The 22,499-nt window shown below is 64.8% G+C and carries 19 protein-coding genes and 3 tRNA genes; all 22 read left to right on the top strand.

Features of this window, described 5'->3' with window-relative positions; all coding sequences use genetic code 11:
- The first annotated feature begins 382 nt into the window (after window positions 1-382).
- The gene (gene tpiA / locus AC5P7U_RS17620; protein WP_006458799.1) at window positions 383-1,138 is read left to right on the top strand and encodes a triose-phosphate isomerase; all 756 of its coding nucleotides are present in this window, start codon (window positions 383-385) and stop codon (window positions 1,136-1,138) included.
- Window positions 1,139-1,169: 31 nt separating this feature from the next.
- Window positions 1,170-1,607 (top strand): preprotein translocase subunit SecG, encoded by a 438-nt coding sequence (gene secG, locus AC5P7U_RS17615; RefSeq protein ID WP_006458798.1) that lies wholly within the window; start codon window positions 1,170-1,172, stop codon window positions 1,605-1,607.
- Between the two features lie 51 nt (window positions 1,608-1,658).
- Window positions 1,659-1,743: transfer RNA gene (locus AC5P7U_RS17610), tRNA-Leu, on the top strand.
- Between the two features lie 111 nt (window positions 1,744-1,854).
- A complete protein-coding gene (locus AC5P7U_RS17605) occupies window positions 1,855-2,211 on the top strand; it encodes an NADH-quinone oxidoreductase subunit A (RefSeq protein ID WP_008265012.1) in 357 nt (118 codons plus the stop codon).
- Window positions 2,202-2,756 carry a NuoB/complex I 20 kDa subunit family protein gene (locus AC5P7U_RS17600; RefSeq protein WP_005410463.1) on the top strand — a complete coding sequence of 185 codons (555 nt, stop codon included), beginning with the start codon at window positions 2,202-2,204 and terminating at the stop codon, window positions 2,754-2,756. The genes AC5P7U_RS17605 and AC5P7U_RS17600 overlap by 10 nt, the downstream gene beginning before the upstream one ends.
- 33 nt (window positions 2,757-2,789) lie before the next feature.
- Window positions 2,790-3,539: an NADH-quinone oxidoreductase subunit C gene (locus tag AC5P7U_RS17595; protein WP_005410462.1), complete on the top strand. Its 750-nt coding sequence runs from the start codon at window positions 2,790-2,792 to the stop codon at window positions 3,537-3,539.
- The gene (locus AC5P7U_RS17590) at window positions 3,536-4,843 is read left to right on the top strand and encodes an NADH-quinone oxidoreductase subunit D (protein WP_006458796.1); all 1,308 of its coding nucleotides are present in this window, start codon (window positions 3,536-3,538) and stop codon (window positions 4,841-4,843) included. The genes AC5P7U_RS17595 and AC5P7U_RS17590 overlap by 4 nt, the downstream gene beginning before the upstream one ends.
- A gap of 97 nt (window positions 4,844-4,940) precedes the next feature.
- Window positions 4,941-5,468, top strand: coding sequence for an NADH-quinone oxidoreductase subunit NuoE (nuoE, locus tag AC5P7U_RS17585; protein ID WP_006381132.1), 528 nt, complete (start codon window positions 4,941-4,943; stop codon window positions 5,466-5,468).
- A 4-nt stretch (window positions 5,469-5,472) separates the two neighbouring features.
- Window positions 5,473-6,813: an NADH-quinone oxidoreductase subunit NuoF gene (nuoF, locus tag AC5P7U_RS17580; protein ID WP_006458704.1), complete on the top strand. Its 1,341-nt coding sequence runs from the start codon at window positions 5,473-5,475 to the stop codon at window positions 6,811-6,813.
- Window positions 6,810-9,044 (top strand): NADH-quinone oxidoreductase subunit NuoG, encoded by a 2,235-nt coding sequence (gene nuoG, locus AC5P7U_RS17575; protein ID WP_197563400.1) that lies wholly within the window; start codon window positions 6,810-6,812, stop codon window positions 9,042-9,044. Before nuoF ends, nuoG begins: the two co-directional genes overlap by 4 nt.
- Window positions 9,041-10,135, top strand: a complete 1,095-nt coding sequence (nuoH, locus tag AC5P7U_RS17570; RefSeq protein ID WP_006458641.1) for an NADH-quinone oxidoreductase subunit NuoH — start codon at window positions 9,041-9,043, stop codon at window positions 10,133-10,135. The genes nuoG and nuoH overlap by 4 nt, the downstream gene beginning before the upstream one ends.
- Before the next feature lie 4 nt (window positions 10,136-10,139).
- Window positions 10,140-10,628: an NADH-quinone oxidoreductase subunit NuoI gene (nuoI, locus tag AC5P7U_RS17565; protein WP_005417924.1), complete on the top strand. Its 489-nt coding sequence runs from the start codon at window positions 10,140-10,142 to the stop codon at window positions 10,626-10,628.
- 9 nt (window positions 10,629-10,637) lie between these two features.
- Window positions 10,638-11,294 carry an NADH-quinone oxidoreductase subunit J gene (locus AC5P7U_RS17560; protein ID WP_006458640.1) on the top strand — a complete coding sequence of 219 codons (657 nt, stop codon included), beginning with the start codon at window positions 10,638-10,640 and terminating at the stop codon, window positions 11,292-11,294.
- Entirely contained in the window at window positions 11,291-11,596 is a 306-nt protein-coding gene (gene nuoK, locus AC5P7U_RS17555) for an NADH-quinone oxidoreductase subunit NuoK (RefSeq protein WP_005410454.1), read from the top strand. Before AC5P7U_RS17560 ends, nuoK begins: the two co-directional genes overlap by 4 nt.
- A 7-nt stretch (window positions 11,597-11,603) precedes the next feature.
- Window positions 11,604-13,778: an NADH-quinone oxidoreductase subunit L gene (nuoL, locus tag AC5P7U_RS17550; protein WP_006458639.1), complete on the top strand. Its 2,175-nt coding sequence runs from the start codon at window positions 11,604-11,606 to the stop codon at window positions 13,776-13,778.
- Window positions 13,779-13,801: 23 nt separating this feature from the next.
- Entirely contained in the window at window positions 13,802-15,310 is a 1,509-nt protein-coding gene (locus AC5P7U_RS17545; RefSeq protein WP_008268294.1) for an NADH-quinone oxidoreductase subunit M, read from the top strand.
- 15 nt (window positions 15,311-15,325) lie between these two features.
- Window positions 15,326-16,786: an NADH-quinone oxidoreductase subunit NuoN gene (gene nuoN, locus AC5P7U_RS17540; RefSeq protein WP_049456506.1), complete on the top strand. Its 1,461-nt coding sequence runs from the start codon at window positions 15,326-15,328 to the stop codon at window positions 16,784-16,786.
- A 127-nt stretch (window positions 16,787-16,913) separates the two neighbouring features.
- Window positions 16,914-16,990: transfer RNA gene (locus AC5P7U_RS17535), tRNA-Met, on the top strand.
- Between the two features lie 82 nt (window positions 16,991-17,072).
- Window positions 17,073-17,149, top strand: a tRNA-Met gene (locus AC5P7U_RS17530).
- Window positions 17,150-17,538: 389 nt separating this feature from the next.
- Window positions 17,539-18,129 (top strand): ribosome maturation factor RimP, encoded by a 591-nt coding sequence (gene rimP / locus AC5P7U_RS17525; protein ID WP_006458581.1) that lies wholly within the window; start codon window positions 17,539-17,541, stop codon window positions 18,127-18,129.
- A 4-nt stretch (window positions 18,130-18,133) separates the two neighbouring features.
- Window positions 18,134-19,645, top strand: coding sequence for a transcription termination factor NusA (gene nusA / locus AC5P7U_RS17520; protein ID WP_006458580.1), 1,512 nt, complete (start codon window positions 18,134-18,136; stop codon window positions 19,643-19,645).
- A 92-nt stretch (window positions 19,646-19,737) separates the two neighbouring features.
- A complete protein-coding gene (infB, locus tag AC5P7U_RS17515; protein ID WP_049458242.1) occupies window positions 19,738-22,383 on the top strand; it encodes a translation initiation factor IF-2 in 2,646 nt (881 codons plus the stop codon).
- Window positions 22,384-22,499 lie beyond the last annotated feature (116 nt).

The following is a 22,499-nucleotide window of genomic DNA, read 5'->3' as shown; positions in this document are numbered from 1 at the left end:
GCTGCTTACATCCACGGCTTCTACAATCCAGCCCGGCTACACTCGGCGCTGGGCTACCACTCGCCTAACAACTATGCCCGGCAGCTCCGGACTGCCGCCTGAAACGGCTTCATGGCGTCCGTTTTCAGGGGGCCAGATCAGTCCGCGGCATGGATGCCGCGGCCAAGCCCCCAGGGACGGGTTTACGGCGTCCCCCGGCATCCCCATCCGCCCGGCCAGGCCCACCAACCCAGCCGGGCGATCCGCGACCTACCCAACTCAGTCGACCCGCCACGAGGGGCTGCGCCGTTCGCTGAAAATCCATGTAACCGCTTACACGGAAACGGATTTTTGCCGTAACGGGTATCATGATCGGCTGACTTCACACAGGAGCCACCCGCTCATGCGCCGCAAGATCGTCGCCGGAAACTGGAAGCTGCATGGCAGCCGTCAATTCGCCAATGAACTGCTGGGGCAGGTGGCCACCGGGCTGCCGCTGGAGGGGGTGGACGTGGTGATCCTGCCGCCGCTGCCGTACCTGGGCGAGCTGGTCGAGGACTTCGGTGACACCGGCCTGGTGTTCGGTGCGCAGGACGTCAGCAGCAACGAGAAGGGCGCCTACACCGGCGAGGTCTGCGCCGCCATGCTGCACGAGGTCGGTGCCCGCTATGGCCTGGTCGGCCATTCCGAGCGCCGCCAATACCACCACGAAAGCAGCGAACTGGTCGCGCGCAAGTTCGCCGCGGCCCTGCATGCTGGCCTGGTGCCGGTGCTGTGCGTGGGTGAAACCCTGGAGCAGCGCGAGGCGGGCCAGACCGAAGCGGTCATCGCCAGCCAGCTGGCGCCGGTGCTCGAGCTGGTCGGCGCGGCCGGTTTCGCCCAGGCCGTGGTGGCGTACGAGCCGGTCTGGGCGATCGGCACCGGCCGCACCGCCAGCAAGGAGCAGGCGCAGCAGGTGCACGCGTTCATCCGTGGCGAAATCGCGCGTATCGATGCTAGAATCGCTGATTCACTGCCCATTGTTTACGGCGGTAGCGTGAAGCCCGACAATGCCGGGGAACTGTTCGCGCAGCCGGATGTCGATGGTGGGCTGGTCGGCGGCGCCTCCCTGGTGGCCGCGGACTTCCTGGCCATCGCAAGGGCGGCGGCCGCGAACTAATCCTAGAAGTATTGTCCGAGGGCGGTTTCCAATGCTGATGTTGATCCTCAATGTCGTCTACGTGCTGGTCGCTGTGGCCATGATCGCGCTGATCCTGATGCAGCGTGGCTCGGGTGCGGCGGCGGGTTCGGGCTTTGGTGCCGGTGCCTCGGGTACGGTATTCGGTGCGCGCGGCGCCTCGAACTTCCTGTCCAAGTCGACCAAGTGGCTGGCCGTGGTGTTCTTCGGTATCAGCCTCTTCATGGCCTGGTATGCCGGTCACGGCACCCGCCCGGCAGCCGACCAGGATCTGGGCCTGATGTCCGCTCCGGCGGCCAGTGCCCCGGCGGCTCCGGCCGGCGAACTGCCGGCCGTTCCGAAGGCCGATGCGGTCCCGGCCGCCCCGGTTCCGGCCGCGAATGTGCCGGCCAAGGCGGAATCTTCGAATTCTGGTGAAGAAAAGCCTTCGGAAGGCTCCCAGAAAGACTGAAGCCGGTTACAATGCGCGGCGCATCGGGAAGATAGTCTGATGTGATCGTTTGCCCAGGTGGCGGAATTGGTAGACGCACTACCTTGAGGTGGTAGCGACGCAAGTCGTAGGGGTTCGAGTCCCCTCTTGGGCACCATTTGTAAGTAAAGCGGGTTCGTCTGGCGCGCAAGGCGCCAGGCAGATTCCCGTCCACTCCCCCATGCCAAAGCGCCTGCAGGCGCGGCGGCAGAGGCAAGAGAGAATCGCTGTGCTGGCCGAATATTTGCCGTCTCTGCTGTTTCTGATCGTTGCCACCGGTATCGGCATTACGCTGATGCTGGTTGGTCGATTCCTCGGTCCCCGCCGCCCCGATCTGGAAAAGCTGTCGCCGTATGAGTGCGGCTTCGAGGCCTTCGAAGACGCGCGCATGAAGTTCGACGTGCGCTACTACCTGATCGCGATCCAGTTCATCGTCTTCGACCTGGAAATCATCTTCATCGTGCCGTGGACCCAGGTCTTCATGGAGCTGGGCGCGCGTTCGCTCATCACCATGGGCCTGTTCGTCGGCATGTTGTTCCTCGGTTTCATTTACGTCTGGAAGAAGGGAGCGCTGGAATGGGAGTGATTCAGACTCTCGATGGCCTCATGAACAACCCCACGCCGGAAGGCCGGGTTGATGACATCCTGCGGCCGGAGGGCGACAACCCGCTGCTGGAAAAGGGCTTCGTCACCACCAGCGTCGACGCACTGCTGAACTGGGCGCGCACCGGCTCGATGTGGCCGATGACCTTCGGCCTGGCCTGCTGCGCGGTCGAGATGATGCACGCCGGCGCCGCGCGCCTGGACCTTGACCGCTACGGCGTGGTGTTCCGCCCGTCGCCGCGTCAGTCCGACGTGATGATCGTGGCCGGTACCCTGGTCAACAAGATGGCCCCGGCGCTGCGCAAGGTCTACGACCAGATGCCGGACCCGAAGTGGGTCATCTCGATGGGTAGCTGCGCCAACGGCGGTGGCTATTACCACTACTCCTATTCTGTGGTGCGCGGCTGTGATCGCGTGGTGCCGGTGGACGTCTACGTCCCGGGCTGCCCGCCGACCGCCGAGGCGCTGGTGTACGGGATCCTGCAGCTGCAGAAGAAGATCTGGCGTACACAGACCATCGCCCGCTGACCCCTTCACCTGACAAGAGCGCGCCAAGCCCCCATGGCAGAGCAAGCATCCTTCATCGACCGACTCTCCGCACGTTTCGCTGGTGCGAAGGTCATCGTGGTCGAACCCCGCGGCGAAGTGACGCTGGAAGTGCCTGCCGCCGAGTGGCACGCCACCGCCCTGGCGCTGCGTGACGAGTTTGGTTTCGAGCAGGCCGTGGATCTCTGCGGCGTCGACTACCTCGGTTATGGCTCCGACGAATGGGACACCGCCGACGTGTCCTCGCAGGGCTTCAGCCGTGGCGTCGAAGGCAAGGCCCAGGGCCGCTTCGCGTGGGGCGAGTTCCCCACCGAGGAAAACGGTGCCGACGGTGCCCGCCCGCAGCACATGCCGACCCAGCGTTTCGCCGTGGTCGCCCAGCTGCGTTCGTACCAGCACAACCTGATGATGCACCTGCGCTGCTTCGCTCCTGACGAAGCGCTGCCGGTGGTGTCCTCGCTGACCGGCATCTGGCCGGGCCTGAACTGGTTCGAGCGCGAAGCGTTCGACCTGTACGGCGTGATCTTCGAAGGCCACCCGGACCTGCGCCGGATCCTGACCGACTACGGTTTCGTCGGCCATCCGTTCCGCAAGGACTTCCCGCTGATCGGCAATGTCGAAGTCCGCTACGACGAAGAAAAGAAGCGCGTGATCTACGAACCGGTCACCTCGGTGGAGCCGCGTGTCGGCGTGCCGCGCGTGATCCGCGACGACGCCCGTCTGCAGACCGCAGAAGGTGAGCGCGCGCAGGAGGCAGTGAAGTGAGCCACGTACACCAGGCCGGCGAAGCGTTCGCCAGCAACGCCGCCGAAAGCCGGCAGGAAATCCGCAACTACACCATGAACTTCGGCCCGCAGCATCCGGCCGCTCACGGTGTGCTGCGCCTGATCCTGGAAATGGACGGCGAGACCATCATGCGCGCCGACCCGCACGTGGGTCTGCTGCACCGTGGTACCGAGAAGCTGGCCGAGTCCAAGCCGTTCAACCAGTCGATCGGCTACATGGATCGCCTGGATTACGTGTCGATGATGTGCAACGAGCACGCCTACGTGCGCGCGATCGAGACCCTGATGGGCATCGAGGCGCCGGAGCGTGCGCAGTACATCCGCACCATGTACGACGAAATCACCCGCATCCTCAACCACCTGATGTGGCTGGGTTCCAACGCGCTCGACCTGGGTGCGATGGCGGTGATGCTGTACGCCTTCCGCGAGCGCGAAGAGCTGATGGACTGCTATGAAGCGGTCTCCGGCGCGCGCATGCACGCGGCGTACTACCGTCCGGGCGGTGTCTACCGCGACCTGCCGGACCACATGCCGAAGTACAAGGAATCGCGCTGGCACAAGGGCAAGGCGCTGAAGCAGCTCAATGCTTCGCGTGAGGGCTCGCTGCTGGACTTCCTGGAGAACTTCACCGTCGAGTTCCCCAAGCGTATCGACGAATACGAAACCCTGCTGACCGACAATCGTATCTGGAAGCAGCGTACCGTCGGCATCGGCGTGGTCACTCCGGAACTGGCCCACCAGTGGGGCATGACCGGCGTGATGCTGCGTGGCTCGGGCATTGCCTGGGACCTTCGCAAGAAGCGTCCGTATGCCAAGTACGATGCCGTCGATTTCGACATCCCGCTGGGCAAGGAAGGCGACTGCTACGACCGCTACCTGGTCCGCGTTGCCGAAATGCGCGAGTCCAACCGCATCATCAAGCAGTGCGTGGCGTGGCTGAAGGCCAACCCCGGCCCGGTCATGGTCAAGAACTTCAAGGTCGCTCCGCCCAAGCGCGAGGACATGAAGGACGACATGGAAGCGCTGATCCACCACTTCAAGCTGTTCAGCGAAGGCTATTGCGTGCCGGCCGGGGAAACCTACGCGGCGGTGGAAGCGCCCAAGGGCGAGTTCGGCTGCTACCTGGTCTCCGATGGCGCCAACAAGCCGTTCCGCGTGCACCTGCGTGCACCGGGCTTCGCCCACCTGTCCTCGATCGATTCGATCGTGCGCGGCCACATGCTGGCCGACGTGGTGGCGATGATCGGTACCTACGACCTGGTGTTCGGCGAGGTTGACCGGTAATGCCGTCCGCCACGCCAACGCCCGCTGCAGGCAGCCGGCGCAAGCCGGCGCCGCAGTTTCTGCAATTTCACGTTATGCATTTCGCTGAGGTCGGCCGATGAAGGCGACAGGTAATTTCGAGGCGGCGCGCGACGTCGACCCGATGGTGGTGCTGAGCGACAAGACCCGCGCTCACATCGATCACTGGCTGTCCAAGTTCCCGCCGGACCGCAAGCGCTCTGCCGTGCTGCAGGGCCTGCATGCGGCCCAGGAGCAGAACGAGGGCTGGCTGACCGACGAACTGATCGCCGGCGTGGCCAAGTACCTCGACCTGCCGCCGGTGTGGGCCTACGAGGTCGCCAGCTTCTACTCGATGTTCGAGACCGAGAAGGTGGGCCGCAACAACGTGGCCATCTGCACCAACATCAGCTGCTGGCTCAATGGCGCCGAGGACATCGTCCGCCATTGCGAGAAGAAGCTGGGCATCAAGCACGGTGAATCGACCCCGGACGGCCGCGTCTACCTCAAGCGCGAGGAAGAGTGCCTGGCCGGCTGCGGTGGCGCGCCGATGATGGTCATCAACGGTCACTACCATGAGCGTCTGACCCTGGAAAAGGTCGACGAGCTGCTGGACGGGCTGGAGTAAGGGCATGGCACATCACCACGAATCCAAGGGTCCGGTCGGCCCCGCGCCGCTGCCGCACCAGGTGGTCTACACCACCCTGCATTACGACACCCCGTGGTCGTACGAAAGCTACCTGAAGACCGGTGGCTATGCCGCCCTGCGCAAGATCCTCGAAGAGAAGATCCCGCCGGAGCAGGTCATCGAGATGGTCAAGGCCTCGGGCCTGCGCGGCCGCGGTGGCGCTGGCTTCCCGACCGGCCTGAAGTGGTCCTTCATGCCCAAGGGCAACATGCAGAAGTACATCCTCTGCAACTCGGACGAATCCGAGCCGGGCACCTGCAAGGACCGCGACATCCTGCGCTACAACCCGCATTCGGTGGTGGAAGGCATGGCGATCGCCTGCTACGCCACCGGTTCGACCGTGGGTTACAACTACCTGCGCGGTGAGTTCCACCACGAGCCGTTCGAGCACTTCGAGCAGGCCCTGGCCGACGCCTATGCAAATGGCTGGCTGGGCAAGAACGTGATGGGCTCGGGCGTGGACATCGACATCTACGGTGCGCTGGGCGCCGGCGCGTACATCTGCGGCGAAGAAACCGCGCTGATGGAATCGCTGGAAGGCAAGAAGGGCCAGCCGCGCTACAAGCCGCCGTTCCCGGCGAACTTCGGCCTGTACGGCAAGCCGTCGACGATCAACAACACCGAAACCTACGGTTCGGTGCCGGCGATCATCCGCAACGGCCCGGAGTGGTTCAAGGGCCTGAGCCTGACCGCCAACGGCGGCCCGAAGTGCTTCTCGGTGTCCGGCTGCGTGCAGAACGGCGGCAACTTCGAAGTGCCGCTGGGCACCACCTTCGACGACCTGCTGGAAATGGCCGGCGGCCTGCGTCCGGGCCGCACCCTCAAGGGCGCGATTCCCGGCGGCGTGTCGATGCCGGTGCTGACCGCGGCCGAGCTGAAGGGCCTGCCGATGGACTACGACACCATCCGTGCACTGGGCTCGGGCCTGGGTTCGGGCGCCGTCGTGGTGCTCGATGACAGCGTCTGCTGCGTCAAGTTCGCCTGCCGCATCAGCCAGTTCTTCCACAAGGAATCCTGCGGCCAGTGCACCCCGTGCCGTGAAGGCACCGGCTGGATGCACCGCGTGCTGGAGCGCATCGTCGCCGGCAAGGCCACGATGGAAGACCTGCACCAGCTGAAGGCGGTGGCCGGCCAGATCGAAGGCCACACCATCTGTGCGTTCGGCGAAGCGGCTGCATGGCCCATCCAGGGCTTCCTGCGCCAGTTCTGGGACGAGTTCGAGTACTACATCGTCAACGGTCATTCGATGGTTGACGGCAAGAAGGTGGAGGCAGCCGCTGCATGAGCGCGCAACCCGTAAATCCGAGCGTGCCACCCGATCACGTCACCATCGAGATCGATGGCAAGTCGCTGGTCGTGCCCAAGGGCTCGATGATCATCCAGGCCGCCGACAAGGCCGGCATCTCCATTCCGCGCTTCTGCTACCACGAGAAGCTGCCGATCGCCGCCAACTGCCGCATGTGCCTGGTGGACGTGGAGAAGTCGCCGAAGCCGGCGCCGGCCTGCGCCACCCCGGTGATGGACGGCATGAAGGTCGCCACCCGCAGCGAGAAGGCACTGAAGTTCCAGCGCTCGGTGATGGAGTTCCTGCTCATCAACCACCCGCTGGACTGCCCGATCTGCGACCAGGGCGGCGAGTGCGAGCTGCAGGACGTTTCGCTGGGCTATGGCCGTTCGGTCAGCCGCTTCAACGAGCGCAAGCGCGTGGTGCCGGACGAGGACATGGGCCCGCTGGTCGCCACCGAGATGACCCGCTGCATCCAGTGCACGCGCTGCGTGCGCTTCACCGCCGACGTGGCTGGCACCTATGAACTGGGTGGCATGTACCGCGGCGAGAACCTGCAGATTGGTACCTACGACGGCAAGCCGCTGACCACCGAACTGTCCGGCAACGTCGTCGACGTCTGCCCGGTCGGTGCGCTGACCAACAAGGTGTTCCAGTTCCGCGCCCGCCCGTGGGAACTGACCGCACGCGAGTCGCTGGGCTACCACGACGCAATGGGTTCGAACCTGTTCCTGCACGTGCGTCGCGGCGAAGTGCTGCGCACCGTGCCGCGCGACAACGAAGCCGTCAACGAATGCTGGCTGTCCGACCGTGACCGCTACTCGCACCAGGGCCTGTACAGCGAAGACCGTGCGGTCAAGCCGCTGCGCAAGGTCAATGGCGAGTGGAAGGAAGTGAGCTGGGCCGAAGGCCTGGCCGCGGCCGCCGAGATCCTCAAGGCCAACCAGGGCGACAACCTGGGCGTGCTGGTGCACCCGGCGACCTCGAACGAGGAGGGCGCGCTGCTGGCCCGCCTGGCCAAGGGCCTGGGTTCGAGCAATATCGACCACCGCATCAACAACCGCGATTTCTCCGACGCCGCGACTGCTGAAGTGTTCGGCCTGCCGCTGGCGGAAATCGAAGGCGCCGACCGCATCGTCGTTCTGGGCAGCAACATCCGCCACGAACTGCCGCTGCTGCACGCCCGCCTGCGCAAGGCGCAGACCACCCATGGCGCCAAGATCCACGTCGTCAACCCGGTGGACTTCGACTTTGCCTTCAGCATCGCTGGCAAGCAGATCGTCGCGCCGTCGAAGTTCGCCGACGCGCTGGCCAACGCCGAGCTGCGTTCGGCAGTGCAGGGCGGCAACAACACCGTGCTGATCGTCGGTGGCATCGCCGAGAATCACCCGCAGGCTGCCGCGATCCGCGCCGCTGCGCGTGACTTCGCAGCCGCCACCGGTGCCAAGCTGTGCCGCATCCCGCAGGGCGCCAACGCCGTTGGCCTGACCCGCGCCGGCGTGCTGCCGGCCGGCAAGGACGTCGCCGCGATGCTGGCGCAGCCGCGCCAGGCTTACGTGGTGTACGGCCTGGAGCCGGGCCTGGACTTCGCCGATGCTCCGGCGGCGCGCAAGGCGCTGGTCGGTGCCAAGGTGGTGGCCTTCAGCCAGTTCGCCTGTGTCTCCACCCGCGACGTCGCCGATGTGATCCTGCCGATCGGGGCGCTGCCGGAAATCGACGCCACCCTGACCAACCTCGATGGTCGCGAGCAGTCGGCCCGTGCCGGCGGCAAGCTGCCGGGCGAGGCGCGTGAAGGCTGGCGCGTGCTGCGCGCACTGGGCGGCGAAATGGCGCTGGCCGGTTTCGACTTCACCGACCTGGCCGGCCTGCGCGCCAGCCTGGCCCCGGTGTCGGTCAGCGTTGCCGCTTCGGCGCAGCCGGCCGTAGCCGGCGAGGGCCTGGAAGTGGCTTCGACCGCCGCGATCTACCGCATCGACGCGGTGGTCCGTCGCGCCCCGGCGCTGCAGTCGCATCCGCTCAACAACGCCCCGCGCATCGTGCTGAACGCTGAAGATGCCGCTCGCCTGCAGCTGCAGGAAGGGCAGATGGCCAAGGTCGGCACCGATGCCGGCAAGGCCACCCTGCCGGTGGTGGTCGACGCCCGCGTCGCTGCGGGTTCGGTCTGGATTGAATCGGGCCACGGCGCGACCGCGCCGCTGGGTGCCGCTCGCGTAACGGTGGTGGCTGCATGAACGAATTGCTGTTGAACGCGGTCGACCCGCTGCACCAGTGGCTGCTTGGCCTCGGTGACATCGGCGCGCTGATCTGGATCATCCTGAAGATCCTGGTGATCACCGTTCCGGTGATCATCTCGGTGGCCTTCTACGTGGTCTGGGAACGCAAGCTGATCGGCTGGATGCACGTCCGCCACGGCCCGATGTACGTGGGCATGGGCATCTTCCAGGCCTTCGCCGACGTCTTCAAGCTGCTGTTCAAGGAAGTGGTGCAGCCGAGCAGTGCCAACAAGGCGATCTACCTGCTGGCCCCGCTGATCACCCTGGCCCCGGCCTTCGCGGCCTGGTCGGTGGTGCCCTTCGATTCGCAGATCGTGCTGTCCAACGCCAACGCCGGCCTGCTGTACCTGCTGGCGATGACCTCGCTGGGCATCTACGGCATCATCCTGGCCGGTTGGGCGTCCAACTCGAAGTACGCGTTCCTGGGTGCCATGCGCGCTTCGGCGCAGATGATCAGCTACGAAATCGCGATGGGCTTCGCCCTGGTCGGCGTGATGATCGCCTCGGGCAGCCTGAACCTGAGCAACATCGTGATGGCGCAGGCCGGCAGCTCCGGCTTCTTCGACTGGTTCCTGCTGCCGCTGTTCCCGCTGTTCGTCATCTACTGGGTGTCGGGCGTGGCGGAAACCAACCGCGCGCCGTTCGACGTGGTGGAAGGCGAGTCGGAAATCGTTGCCGGCCACATGGTCGAATACTCCGGCGGTGCCTTTGCGCTGTTCTTCCTGGCCGAATACGCGAACATGATCCTGATCAGCTTCCTGATCTCGATCTTCTTCCTCGGCGGCTGGCTGAGCCCGGTCCAGGGCTGGGTCAACTTCGGCGATGTCTCGCCGCTGGTCGACTGGATCTGGAAGGGTGGTGCACCGTGGCTGTTCGTCAAGGTGTTCTTCTTCGCCAGTGCCTACATCTGGTTCCGTGCCAGCTTCCCGCGCTTCCGCTATGACCAGATCATGCGCCTGGGCTGGAAGGTCTTCATCCCGCTGGCCATTCTGTGGATCGCGGTTACCGCCGTCATGGTGTTCTTCGGCGTGATTCAAAAGGGCGTCTAAAGTGATGAACAGGATTACCCATTACTTCAAGAGCCTGCTGCTGCTCGAACTGCTGGCGGGCCTCTGGCTGACGCTGAAGTACAGCTTCAAGCCGAAGTACACGATGATGTACCCGATGGAGAAGTTCCCGCAGTCGCCGCGCTTCCGTGGCCTGCACGCCCTGCGCCGTTATCCCAACGGTGAAGAGCGCTGCATCGCCTGCAAGCTGTGCGAAGCAGTGTGCCCGGCGCTGGCCATCACCATCGACTCGGCCAAGCGCGAAGACGGCACCCGCCGTACCACGCGCTACGACATCGACCTGTTCAAGTGCATCTTCTGCGGCTTCTGCGAAGAAAGCTGCCCGGTGGACTCGATCGTCGAAACCCACATCCTCGAGTACCACTTCGAGAATCGTGGTGAAAACATCGTTACCAAGCCGCAGCTGCTGGCCCTGGGCGACCGTCTCGAATCCGAGATCGCCGAGCGTCGCGCCGCCGATGCCGCTTACCGCTGAGGTCGAGAGATGGATTGGGTAAATATCGCTTTCTGGGTGTTCGCCATCGCGGCAACGGTTTCGGCCGGTGCGGTGATCAGCGTGCGCAACCCGGTTCACGCCGTGCTCTGCCTGGTGCTGACCTTCTTCTCCATCGCCTGCGTGTGGCTGCTGGTGGGCGCCGAGTTCCTCGGCGTGGCCCTGGTGCTGGTCTACGTCGGCGCGGTGATGGTGCTGTTCCTGTTCGTGGTGATGATGCTGGACATCGACCCCACCAAGCTGCGTGAGGGCTGGGTGCGCTACCTGCCGGTCGGCCTGATCGTCGCGGTCGCGATGCTGGTGCAGATGCTGATCCTGATCGGTGTCAAGGCCCGCTCGGTCACGCCGTTCCCGGCCGACAACGCCGCCGCGGTCGCCGCCGACAGCTCCAACGTCACCTGGCTGGCGCGCACGCTGTTCACCGAGTACCTGCTGCCGTTCGAGTTCGCCGCCGTCATCCTGACCGTGGCCGTCGTCGCCGCGGTGATGCTGACCCTGCGCCGCCGTACCGGTGTGAAGAGCCAGAACCCGGGCGAGCAGACCATGGTCAAGGCCGGCCAGCGCCTGCGCATGGTCAAGATGGGCGCCGAAGCACCGGTCGTGCACAGCAACAGCAAGCCGGCCGCCGGCGAGGAGACCCAGCCGTGATTACCCTTGGCCACATGCTTGCGCTCGGCGCGGTGCTGTTCGCCATCAGCCTGGCCGGCATCTTCCTCAACCGGAAGAACGTCATCGTCCTGCTGATGTCGATCGAACTGATGCTGCTGTCGGTGAACATCAATTTCGTCGGCTTCTCGCGTCAGCTGGGCGATCCGTCCGGCCAGCTGTTCGTGTTCTTCATCCTGACCGTCGCCGCCGCGGAAGCCGCCATCGGCCTGGCGATCCTGGTGACCCTGTTCCGTACCCGCCGCACGATCAATGTCGGCGAAGTCGATTCGCTGAAGGGCTGATCCACAGATGGAAATCACTCTCTCCAAGAGTCTGTTGATCGCAGTGGTGCTTGCACCGCTGTTCGGCAGCATCATCGCCGGCCTGTTCGGTCGCCAGGTCAAGCGCTTCGGCGCGCAGACCATCACCATCCTCGGCGTCGCGGTTGCCTGCGGCCTGTCGATGTACACGCTCTACCAGCTGCTGTGGGGCGGTGCGCAGCCGTTCAACCAGAACATCTACACGTTCTTCGAAGTCGGCCAGTATTCGGCCCACGTCGGCTTCATGGTCGACAAGCTGACCGCGATGATGATGGTGGTGGTGACCTTCGTGTCGCTGCTGGTCCACATCTACACGATCGGCTACATGCAGGACGATCCGGGCTACCAGCGGTTCTTCAGCTACATCTCGCTGTTCACCTTCTCGATGCTCACCCTGGTGATGAGCAACAACTTCCTGCAGCTGTTCTTCGGCTGGGAAGCGGTGGGCCTGGTGTCGTACCTGCTGATCGGCTTCTGGTTCAAGCGCCCGACCGCGATCTTCGCCAACATGAAGGCGTTCCTGGTCAACCGCGTCGGTGACTTCGGCTTCCTGCTGGGCATCGCCGGCGTGCTGTGGGTGTTCGGCACCCTGGACTACTCGCAGGTGTTCTCGCAGGCCGGCATGCTGGCTGATCCGCGGGCCCAGCTGCAGATCTGGGACGGCACGATCCTCGGCATGCAGCTGCTGAACGAGCCGGTGATCTGGTCGATCGCCACCGTCATCTGCATCTGCCTGTTCATCGGCGCCATGGGCAAGTCGGCCCAGGTCCCGCTGCACGTGTGGCTGCCGGACTCGATGGAAGGCCCAACCCCGATCTCGGCACTGATCCACGCCGCGACGATGGTGACCGCCGGTATCTTCATGGTTACCCGCATGTCGCCGCTGTTCGAGCTGTCGCAGACCGCGCTGAACTTCATCCTCTTCATCGGTGCCACCACCGCGTTCTTCACCGGCCTGATCGGCATCGTGCAGAACGACATCAAGCGCGTCGTCGCGTATTCCACGCTGTCGCAGCTGGGCTACATGACCGTGGCGCTGGGCGTGTCGGCCTATTCGGCCGCCGTGTTCCACCTGATGACCCACGCCTTCTTCAAGGCCCTGCTGTTCCTGGGCGCCGGCTCGGTCATCATCGCGATGCACCACGAGCAGGACATGCGCAAGATGGGCGGCCTGCGCAAGTACATGCCGATCACCTTCATCACCATGTGGATCGGTACCCTGGCCCTGGTCGGTACGCCGTTCTTCTCGGGCTTCTACTCGAAGGACACCATCATCGAGGCGGCCGAGATCCACGCCCACATGCAGAACAGCTGGGTGGCCACCTATGGCTACTGGGCGGTGCTGGGTGGCGTGCTGGTGACCAGCTTCTACAGCTTCCGCCTGCTGTTCATGACCTTCCACGGCAAGGAGCGCTTCCGCGACGCGCATGATGACCATGGCCACGGCCATGACGATCACCACGCCGCAGACGCACACCATGCCGATGCCCACCACGGCGATGCCCATGACGACCACGGCCATGGCCACGGCCCGCATGAGCCGCATGAAACCCCGTGGGTGGTGACCCTGCCGCTGATCCTGCTGGCCATCCCGTCGATCGCCATCGGTTTCTTCAGCATCGGTCCGATGCTGCATGGCACCGACTGGGCCGGCCACCACGCCCACGCGGCGATCCAGGGCCAGGTCAACACGTTCTTCACCGGCATCGTGAACTTCTACGATCCGGCCAAGAACACCGTTGCCTTCCTGGGTGAAGAGTTCCACGGGCCGGTGGCGTTCGCGCTGCACGGCATGATGCTGCCGCCGTTCTGGCTGACCCTGGCGGGCTTCCTGCTGGCCGCACTGTTCTACCTGTGGAAGCCGGACCTGTCGGGCAAGGCGCGCAAGACCTTCGCCCCGCTGGTGTCGGTGCTGGAAAACAAGTACGGCTTCGACAAGCTGTGGATCGATGGCTTTGCCGGCGGCAGCGTCAAGCTGGGCAAGGTCTCGCGCTGGATCGACAGCAACATCGTCGACGGCGTGGTCAATCTCTCGGCACGTGTTGTGGACGTCGCAGCCGGCGTGCTGCGTCGTACCCAATCCGGTTTCCTCTATCACTACGCCTTCGCGATGATCATCGGCCTGATTGCCCTGCTGGGCGTGCTGATGCATTACCTGCGTTGATGACCTGTACGGAATAAGAAGACGTGTCGAACTGGCCTCTACTCAGTGTCCTCATCTGGCTGCCGATCCTCGGTGGCGCCCTGATCCTTGCGATCCGTGATGCGCAGACCGCCCGCTGGGCGTCGCTGGGCGTCGCGGTGCTGACCTTCGTTGCGAGCCTCTCGCTGCTGAGTGGCTACAACGCGGGCATCGACGGTCTGCAGTTCGTCGAGACCCATGCCTGGATCCCGGCGTACAAGATCGGCTACAACCTGGGCGTGGACGGCATCGCCGTGGCCCTGATTCTGCTGACCACGCTGGTCAGCGTGCTTGCCCTGATCGGTGCCTGGAGCGCCATCGACAAGCGCGTCAACCAGTACGTGGCCGCCTTCCTGATCCTGGAAGGCGTCACGGTCGGTATCTTCTCGGCCACGGACGCGATGCTGTTCTACGTGTTCTTCGAGGCGATGCTGATCCCGATGTTCCTGATCATCGGTGTCTGGGGTGGCCCGCGCCGCATCTACGCCGCGCTGAAGTTCTTCCTCTACACCTTCCTTGGCTCGGTGCTGATGCTGGTGGCGCTGATCTACCTGTACCTGAAGGGCGGCAGCTTCCAGCTGGCCGACCTGTATGCGCTGCCGCTGTCGGCCAAGGAACAGACCTGGATCTTCTTCGCCTTCCTGATCGCCTTCGCGGTCAAGGTGCCGATGTTCCCGGTCCACACCTGGCTGCCGGATGCCCACGTGGAAGCGCCGACCGCCGGTTCGGTGATCCTGGCCGCCATCGCGCTGAAGATCGGTGGCTACGGCTTCCTGCGCTTCAACCTGCCGATCGTCCCGGACGCTTCGCAGGAATGGGCCTGGCTGGTGATCGCGCTGTCGCTGATCGCGGTGATCTACGTCGGCCTGGTCGCCCTGGTGCAGGACGACATGAAGAAGCTGATCGCGTATTCGTCGATCGCGCACATGGGCTTCGTCACCCTCGGTACCTTCATCGCCCTGTGGCTGGTGCGTGAAGCCGGCAACGCCGATGCGGCCCGCCTGGGCCTGCAGGGCGCCATGGTGCAGATGATCTCGCACGGCTTCGTGTCCGGTGCGATGTTCTCCTGCGTCGGCGTGCTGTACGACCGCATGCACAGCCGCCGCATCGCCGACTACGGCGGCGTGGTCAACGTGATGCCGTGGTTCGCCACCTTCGCCATGCTGTTCTTCATGGCCAACGCGGGCCTGCCGGGTACCAGCGGCTTCGTCGGCGAGTTCATGGTCATCCTGTCGGCGTTCCAGCGTAATCCGTGGATCGCGCTGGGCGCGGCCACCACCCTGATCATCGGCGCCGCCTACACCCTGTGGCTGTACAAGCGCATCTTCTTCGGCGAAGTGGCCAACAGCCACGTTGCCGAACTGAAGGACATCAACGGCCGCGAATGGCTGGTGCTGGGCGTGTTCGCCATCGGCGTACTGGCCCTGGGCATCTATCCCAAGCCGCTGACCGACCTGATGGAGCCCTCGATCGCGAAGCTGGCGATGCAGATCGCATCCAGCAAGCTGCTGTAATTCCAGGATTTGATGATGACCACCTCGCCGCTGCTGCCATTGACCGCTGCTGACCTGCCACCGCTCGCTCCCGAGCTGGTGCTGATCGGGAGCGCCTTCGCCCTGATGATCCTCGACCTGTTCGTCAGCAACCGGAACAAGATCGTCACCCACCTGTTCTCGCTCGCTGCGCTGGCCGTGGTGCTGTTCATGCTGGCCACCGGCGTGGGCGGGCAGGGGGAGGTATTCCATGGCATGTTCGTGCGCGATACCGCCGCGGACGTGATGAAGACCGGGATCGTGCTGCTCAGCGGCCTGACCCTGGTCTATGGCTGGCGCTACCTGCGTGATCGCAACCTGTTCCAGGGCGAGATCCCGGTGCTGATCCTGTTCGGCACCGCCGGCATGATGATCCTGGTCTCGGCCGGCAGCCTGCTGATGGTCTACCTGGGCCTGGAACTGCTGGCGCTGTGCTCCTACGCGCTGGTGGCCAGCAACCGCGAGAACGGCCTGGCCTCGGAAGCGGCGATGAAGTACATCGTGCTCGGTTCGCTGGCCTCGGGCCTGCTGCTGTACGGCATGTCGCTGATCTACGGTGCCACCGGCAGCCTGCACCTGGACGTCATCCGCGATGCCATCCCGCATTCGGAAGAGCGCGTGCTGCTGATCACCGGTGCGGTGTTCATGATCGCCGGCGTCGCCTTCAAGCTGGGTGCCGCGCCGTTCCACATGTGGCTGCCCGACGTGTACCAGGGTGCCCCGGCACCGATCGCACTGTTCATCAGCTCGGCGCCGAAGCTGGCCGCCTTCGGCATGGCCTACCGCCTGCTGGAAATGGGCGTGGGCCCGCTGTCGACCGAACTGCAGCTGCTGATCGCCGGCCTGGCGGCGGTGTCGCTGGTCATCGGCAACCTGATGGCCATCGCGCAGAGCAACCTCAAGCGCATGCTGGCGTTCTCCACCGTTTCGCACATCGGCTTCCTGCTGATGGGCATCGCCGGTGGTGGCGCGCAGGGCTATGCCGCCGCGCTGTTCTATGCACTGGCCTACGCCATCATGTCGACCGCTGCCTTCGGTGCGATCATCGCCCTGTCGCGTGCCGGCTTCGAGGCCGAGAACATCGAAGACTTCAAGGGCCTGAATGCCCGCAACCCGTGGATGGCTGGCCTGGTGCTGTGCATCATGGCGTCGCTGGCTGGCATCCCGCCGTTCCTGGGCTTCTGGACCAAGCTGGCCGTGCTCGGCGCAGCGGTCAACGGCGGCCTGCTGTGGCTGGCGATCCTCGGCGTGCTGTGTGCCGTGGTCGGCTGCTTCTACTACCTGCGCGTGATCAAGGTCATGTACTTCGATGAGCCGGTGGGCGAGGCCATGCCGCGCAGCAACGACCGCGTGCTGGGCCTGGTGCTGGGCGTGAACGCACTGGCGCTGCTGGCGCTGGGCATTGCCTGGAACCCGATCATGGTCTGGTGCCAGCAGGCATTTGCGCATCTTGCATAAAAGTTGACACAAAGCTGCGCGATTCGTGTAATATGCGCAGCCTGAGTTGTCACTGCAGCGGTTCAGCCAGAACATCGTTGCGGTAGCCCTGCTCGAAAGAGCAGGGCAGCAGTTCAAACACTTCCGGTGCGGGGTGGAGCAGTCTGGCAGCTCGTCGGGCTCATAACCCGAAGGTCGCAGGTTCAAATCCTGCCCCCGCTACCAACTTCATATCGGCGCCAACCGGTTTGATGAATGAGGGAAGGCTTGCATGTTTTGAAGCATTCACTTATGATTCCGCTTCTGATGCGGGGTGGAGCAGTCTGGCAGCTCGTCGGGCTCATAACCCGAAGGTCGCAGGTTCAAATCCTGCCCCCGCTACCAAGTAAAGAATGCGCCTTCGAAGTCCTGCTTCGAAGGCGTCTTTCTTTGGGGTGGTCCACATTTTGTAGCGTCGAGCCATGCTCGACTGTCCTTCCCGCATCGGGTCATGCCCCGTGGCGGGGGAGGGGGTTTCGGGGCCGCCAAGCCTTGCACCAGCGCGGTGCAGCCGCTATCATCAGCGGCCTAGCAGTACCCCTGAAGGCGGCCTCCCAGCGGGAGTCCGGACCCGGAAGGAGGGCCGCAACCGGCAGGCACTGCAGGTTGCAACCGGAATCCAGTCACCGGAGTCTTTCCGGAAAAGGGGCCCAGCGGGCCCTTTGTCGTTTCCGGGGCGTCATGTTTCCACGCTGGCCAAGGCCGGCACCCAACCATAGAGATCAAGGCAGGCTGTGAGCGACAAGGCAACCGACATCGCGAATCTGCTCGCCCCGACCGTTGTGTCGCTGGGCCTGGAGCTGCTGGGCGTTGAGTATCTGCCGGCCCCCGGCGGTGCGACCCTGCGCCTTTACATCGACGTGCCGCTGGCTGAACAGCCCGAGCGCATCATCAATGTCGACGACTGCGAACGCGTCAGCCGTGAAGTGTCGGCACAGATGGACGTCGAAGACCCGATCAGCGGCAACTACACGCTGGAAGTGTCTTCGCCGGGCGTGGACCGTCCGCTGTTCAACCTGGAGCAGTTCGGCCGTCACCTTGGCGAAATGGCCAAGGTCACCCTGAAGCTGCCGCAGGATAATCGTCGTCGCCTGCAGGGTCGCATCGAAGCAACCGACGAGGCCGCGGACACCATCACCTTCGTTGTCGACAAGACCGAAGTGATCGTGTCGGCCGACAACATCGACAAGGCGCGGATCATGCCCGACTGGGTGGCGCTGGGGCTGGCCCCGAGCAAGCCGACCGGTCCGGCACCGAAGCGTCCGAAGCCGAACAAGAATTCTTCTTCCAACGAGCCGGCGGCAAAGAAGCCGCGCGCGGAGTGAGCCAATGAGCAAGGAACTGTTGCTGGTAGTCGACGCAGTCGCCAACGAGAAGGGCGTGCCGCGTGAAGTGATCTTCGATGCCATCGAGGCCGCCCTGGCCTCGGCAGCGAAGAAGCGCTATCCCGACGAGGAAGTGCTGACCCGCGTGGTCATCGACCACAAGGATGGCAGCTACGAAACCTACCGCCGCTGGGAAGTGGTGGCCGATGACGTGGTGATGGAATCGCCGGATCGCCAGATCCGCCTGATGGACGCCGTCGACGAAGCCGAAGGCGTGGACGTCGGCGACTACATCGAAGAGCAGATCGAGAACCCGGACTTCGGCCGCATCGCCGCCCAGGCTGCCAAGCAGGTCATCGTCCAGCGCGTGCGCGAAGCCGAGCGCCAGCAGGTCGTGGATGCGTGGAAGGATCGCGTCGGCGAACTGATCACCGGTGTGGTCAAGCGCGCCGAGCGCGGCAACATTTATGTCGACCTCGGTGGCAACGCCGAAGGCTTCATTCCGAAGGACAAGGGCATTCCGCGCGACGTGCTGCGTGCCGGTGACCGCGTGCGCGGCTACCTGGCCGAGGTCCGCTCGGAGCCGCGTGGCCCGCAGCTGTTCATCAGCCGCGCCGCCCCGGAATTCATGATCGAGCTGTTCAAGCTGGAAGTGCCGGAAGTCGGCCAGGGCCTGGTGGAAATCAAGGCCTGTGCCCGCGATCCGGGCGACCGCGCCAAGATTGCCGTGCTCGCCCACGACCAGCGCACCGATCCGATCGGCGCCTGCATCGGCATGCGCGGTTCGCGCGTGCAGGCCGTGTCCAACGAGCTCAATGGCGAGCGCGTGGACATCGTGCTGTGGAACGACAACCCGGCCAACTTCGTCATCAACGCGATGGCGCCGGCCGAAGTGCAGTCGATCATCGTCGATGAAGACAAGCACTCGATGGACCTGGCCGTGGCTGAAGACCGCCTGGCCCAGGCGATCGGCAAGGGCGGCCAGAACGTGCGCCTGGCCAGCCGCCTGACCGGCTGGCAGCTCAACGTGATGACCCAGGACCAGGTCACCGCCAAGTCGGAGGCCGAGCAGGCTTCGGCCCGCCAGCTGTTCATGGACAAGCTGGAAGTGGACGAAGAGATCGCCGGCATCCTGGTCAGCGAAGGCTTCGGCACCGTCGAGGAAATCGCATATGTCCCGGTCGGCGAACTGCTGGCCGTGGAAGGTTTCGACGAGGACATCGTCGAAGAGCTGCGCGCTCGTGCCCGCGATGCGCTGCTCAATGAGGCCCTGGCAGTCGAAGAAGGCCTTGAAGACGGCCAGCCGGCGCAGGACCTGCTGTCCCTGAAGGGCATGGACGAAGCCACCGCGTATGCGCTGGCCGGCCACGGCGTGCGTACCAGCGAGGACCTGTCCGACCTGGCCGCCGACGAGGTCATGGACTTCGGCATCGAAGGGCTGGATCAGGCGCGCGCCGCTGCGCTGATCCTGGCTGCCCGCGCCGAAGAGATCGCCCGACTGGAACGCGGCGAATGAGCCGGCAATGAACAGGGCCCTGAGCCGCTCAGGGCGTAGAATCCGCGCCACCTCCAGATGCGGGGGGGCGCCCACAAGATCATAGGATCCGAATGTCGCAGCAAACCACCATCCGCAAGCTTGCCGAACTGGTCAACACGCCGGTCGAAAAACTGCTGGAACAGCTGGCCGGTGCCGGCATGAAGTTCAGCGGTCCCGACCAGGTCGTGACCAGCTCCGAGAAGGTGAAGCTCCTGGGCTTCCTTCGTCGTTCGCATGGCAAGCCCGAGCAGGCCCCGGAAGAGACCGATCAGTCTGCAAAGAAGATCACGCTCAACCGCCGGAAGCAGCAGGAAGTGACGGTCAATTCCGGTCGCAGCAAGACGACCGTGAATGTCGAGGTGCGCCAGAAGCGTACCTACGTCAAGGATGGTGCTCGCGCCATGACGCCGGACGAAGAGCGCGCCGACATCCTGCGCAAGCTGGAAGAGTCGCGTGCGCGCAACCTTGCCGAACAGCAGGCCCTGGCCGAGAAGGATCGTCTGCGCGACGAAGCCATCGTCCGTGCCCGCGAGGAAGAGGTTGCCGCCAAGGAGCGCGCCGAGGCCGAGAAGAAGGCCGCCGAAGAAGCTGCGGCCGCCGCCAAGGCTGCCGAGGCGCTGGCGGCCAGCAAGCCCAAGCGTGCTCCCATCGATGAAACCGCGCCGCGCCCGCCGCGCACTCCGGCCGCCGCCCCGGCTGCGCCGCGTGGTGCACCGCCGCCGCCGCGCAACGATGACCGCAACAACCGCAGCGCGCCGCGCAACGAGCGTGGCCCGGGCGATCGCTTCGCTGGCCAGATGCATCTGTCGGCCGCTGACCGCGCGCGTCGTGGCAACAGCAACAACAGCAACACCCGGGGGCGTCCGGGCGGTCGCAACCAGTCCGGTGGCCGTCGCGACATGTCGCGCGGTGGCAACAATGCCGGTCCGCACGGCTTCGAGCGTCCGACCGCACCGGTCGTGCGTGAAGTGGCGATCGGCGACACGATCACCGTGGCCGACCTGGCGCAGAAGCTCGCGCTGAAGGGCGGCGAGGTGGTCAAGGCGCTGTTCAAGATGGGCGTGATGGCCACCATCACCCAGTCCATCGACCACGACACCGCCGCGCTGGTGACCGAAGAACTCGGCCACAAGGCGATCCGTGCCAACGACAACGACGCCGAAGACGCACTGCTGGCCTCGACCGGTGAAAACCAGGGCGAAGCCACCCAGCGCCCGCCGGTGGTCACCATCATGGGCCACGTCGATCACGGCAAGACCTCGCTGCTGGATTACATCCGCCGCACCAAGGTCGCCACCGGCGAAGCCGGCGGCATCACCCAGCACATCGGTGCCTACCACGTGGATACGCCGAAGGGCGTGATCAGCTTCCTGGATACCCCGGGCCATGCTGCCTTCACCTCGATGCGTGCCCGTGGCGCCAAGCTGACCGACATCGTGGTGCTGGTCGTGGCCGCCGATGACGGCGTCATGCCGCAGACCAAGGAAGCGATCCAGCACGCCCGTTCGGCGGGTGTGCCGCTGATCGTGGCGATCAACAAGATCGACAAGTCCGACGCCGACCCGATGCGGGTCAAGAACGAACTGCTGTCCGAGCAGGTCGTGGCCGAAGACTTCGGTGGTGACACCCAGATGGTGGAGATCTCGGCCAAGACCGGCCTGGGCATCGACGACCTGCTGGACGCCATCTCGATCCAGGCCGAACTGCTGGAACTGAAGGCCGTCGACGAAGGCCGCGCCTCGGGCGTGGTGATCGAATCGTCGCTGGACAAGGGCCGTGGCCCGGTCGCTACCGTGCTGGTGCAGCAGGGCCGCCTGAAGAAGGGCGACTACCTGGTGTGCGGCATCCAGTACGGCCGCGTGCGTGCGCTGTTCGACGAAACCGGCAAGCAGCCGGAGTTCGCCGGCCCGTCCATCCCGGTGCAGGTCCTGGGCCTGTCCGGCGTGCCGGAAGCCGGTGACGACTTCGTGGTGGTCGAGGACGAGCGCCTGGCCAAGGACGTTGCCCAGCAGCGTGAGACCAAGCGTCGTGAATCGCGCCTGGTCGCCACCGCCGGCAGCCGCATGGAAGACATCATGGCGACCCTGGGCAAGGGCGAGGGCCAGCAGGTCCTCAACCTGGTCATCAAGGCCGACGTGCAGGGTTCGGTGCAGGCGCTGAGCCAGGCACTGGTCGCGCTGTCCAACGAAGACATCCGCATCAACGTGATCCACTCCGGCGTGGGTGGCATCACCGAGTCGGACGCCAATTCGGCGGCCGCTTCGAAGGCCACCGTCATCGGCTTCAACGTGCGTGCGGATGCTTCGGCCCGTCGCATCATCGAATCGAACGGCGTGGACCTGCGTTACTTCTCGATCATCTATGACGTGATCGATCAGGTGAAGCAGGTGGCTTCCGGCCTGCTGGGCGTGGAGATCCGTGAGGAGATCATCGGTATCGCCGAGGTCCGCGACGTCTTCCGCAGCTCCAAGCTGGGCGCCGTTGCCGGCTCGATGGTCATCGAGGGCGTGGTCAAGCGCAACAAGCCGATCCGCGTGCTGCGCGACAGCGTTGTGATCTTCGAGGGCGAACTGGAATCGCTGCGCCGCTTCAAGGAGAACGTCGAGGAAGTCCGCAACGGTACCGAATGCGGTATCGCGGTGAAGGCCTACAACGACGTCAAGCCGGGTGACCAGATCGAGTGCTTCGAGCGTATCGAAGTGCCGCGCACCCTGTAATGCTGCAACGGACCGGCCCTCACGGGCCGGTCCGCTCCCTGGTGGGGCTCGACCTTGGTCGGGCCGCTCCTCCTGGTAGGACCCGACCCTGGTCGGGTCACATTTGAATCGAGAGC

This window comes from Stenotrophomonas sp. YJH_SMC_57, assembly GCF_059369755.1.
This window is presented reverse-complemented; position numbering and strand designations above follow the sequence as displayed.

Bases quoted from the DNA above. Each gene is read 5' to 3' on its own strand.
- tpiA (WP_006458799.1), top strand. From the start codon at position 383: ATGCGCCGCAAGATCGTCGCCGGAAACTGGAAGCTGCATGGCAGCCGT.
- secG (WP_006458798.1), top strand. From the start codon at position 1,170: ATGCTGATGTTGATCCTCAATGTCGTCTACGTGCTGGTCGCTGTGGCC.
- AC5P7U_RS17600 (WP_005410463.1), top strand. From the start codon at position 2,202: ATGGGAGTGATTCAGACTCTCGATGGCCTCATGAACAACCCCACGCCG.
- AC5P7U_RS17595 (WP_005410462.1), top strand. From the start codon at position 2,790: ATGGCAGAGCAAGCATCCTTCATCGACCGACTCTCCGCACGTTTCGCT.
- nuoE (WP_006381132.1), top strand. From the start codon at position 4,941: ATGAAGGCGACAGGTAATTTCGAGGCGGCGCGCGACGTCGACCCGATG.
- nuoF (WP_006458704.1), top strand. From the start codon at position 5,473: ATGGCACATCACCACGAATCCAAGGGTCCGGTCGGCCCCGCGCCGCTG.
- nuoG (WP_197563400.1), top strand. From the start codon at position 6,810: ATGAGCGCGCAACCCGTAAATCCGAGCGTGCCACCCGATCACGTCACC.
- nuoH (WP_006458641.1), top strand. From the start codon at position 9,041: ATGAACGAATTGCTGTTGAACGCGGTCGACCCGCTGCACCAGTGGCTG.
- nuoI (WP_005417924.1), top strand. From the start codon at position 10,140: ATGAACAGGATTACCCATTACTTCAAGAGCCTGCTGCTGCTCGAACTG.
- AC5P7U_RS17560 (WP_006458640.1), top strand. From the start codon at position 10,638: ATGGATTGGGTAAATATCGCTTTCTGGGTGTTCGCCATCGCGGCAACG.
- nuoL (WP_006458639.1), top strand. From the start codon at position 11,604: ATGGAAATCACTCTCTCCAAGAGTCTGTTGATCGCAGTGGTGCTTGCA.
- nuoN (WP_049456506.1), top strand. From the start codon at position 15,326: ATGACCACCTCGCCGCTGCTGCCATTGACCGCTGCTGACCTGCCACCG.
- nusA (WP_006458580.1), top strand. From the start codon at position 18,134: ATGAGCAAGGAACTGTTGCTGGTAGTCGACGCAGTCGCCAACGAGAAG.
- infB (WP_049458242.1), top strand. From the start codon at position 19,738: ATGTCGCAGCAAACCACCATCCGCAAGCTTGCCGAACTGGTCAACACG.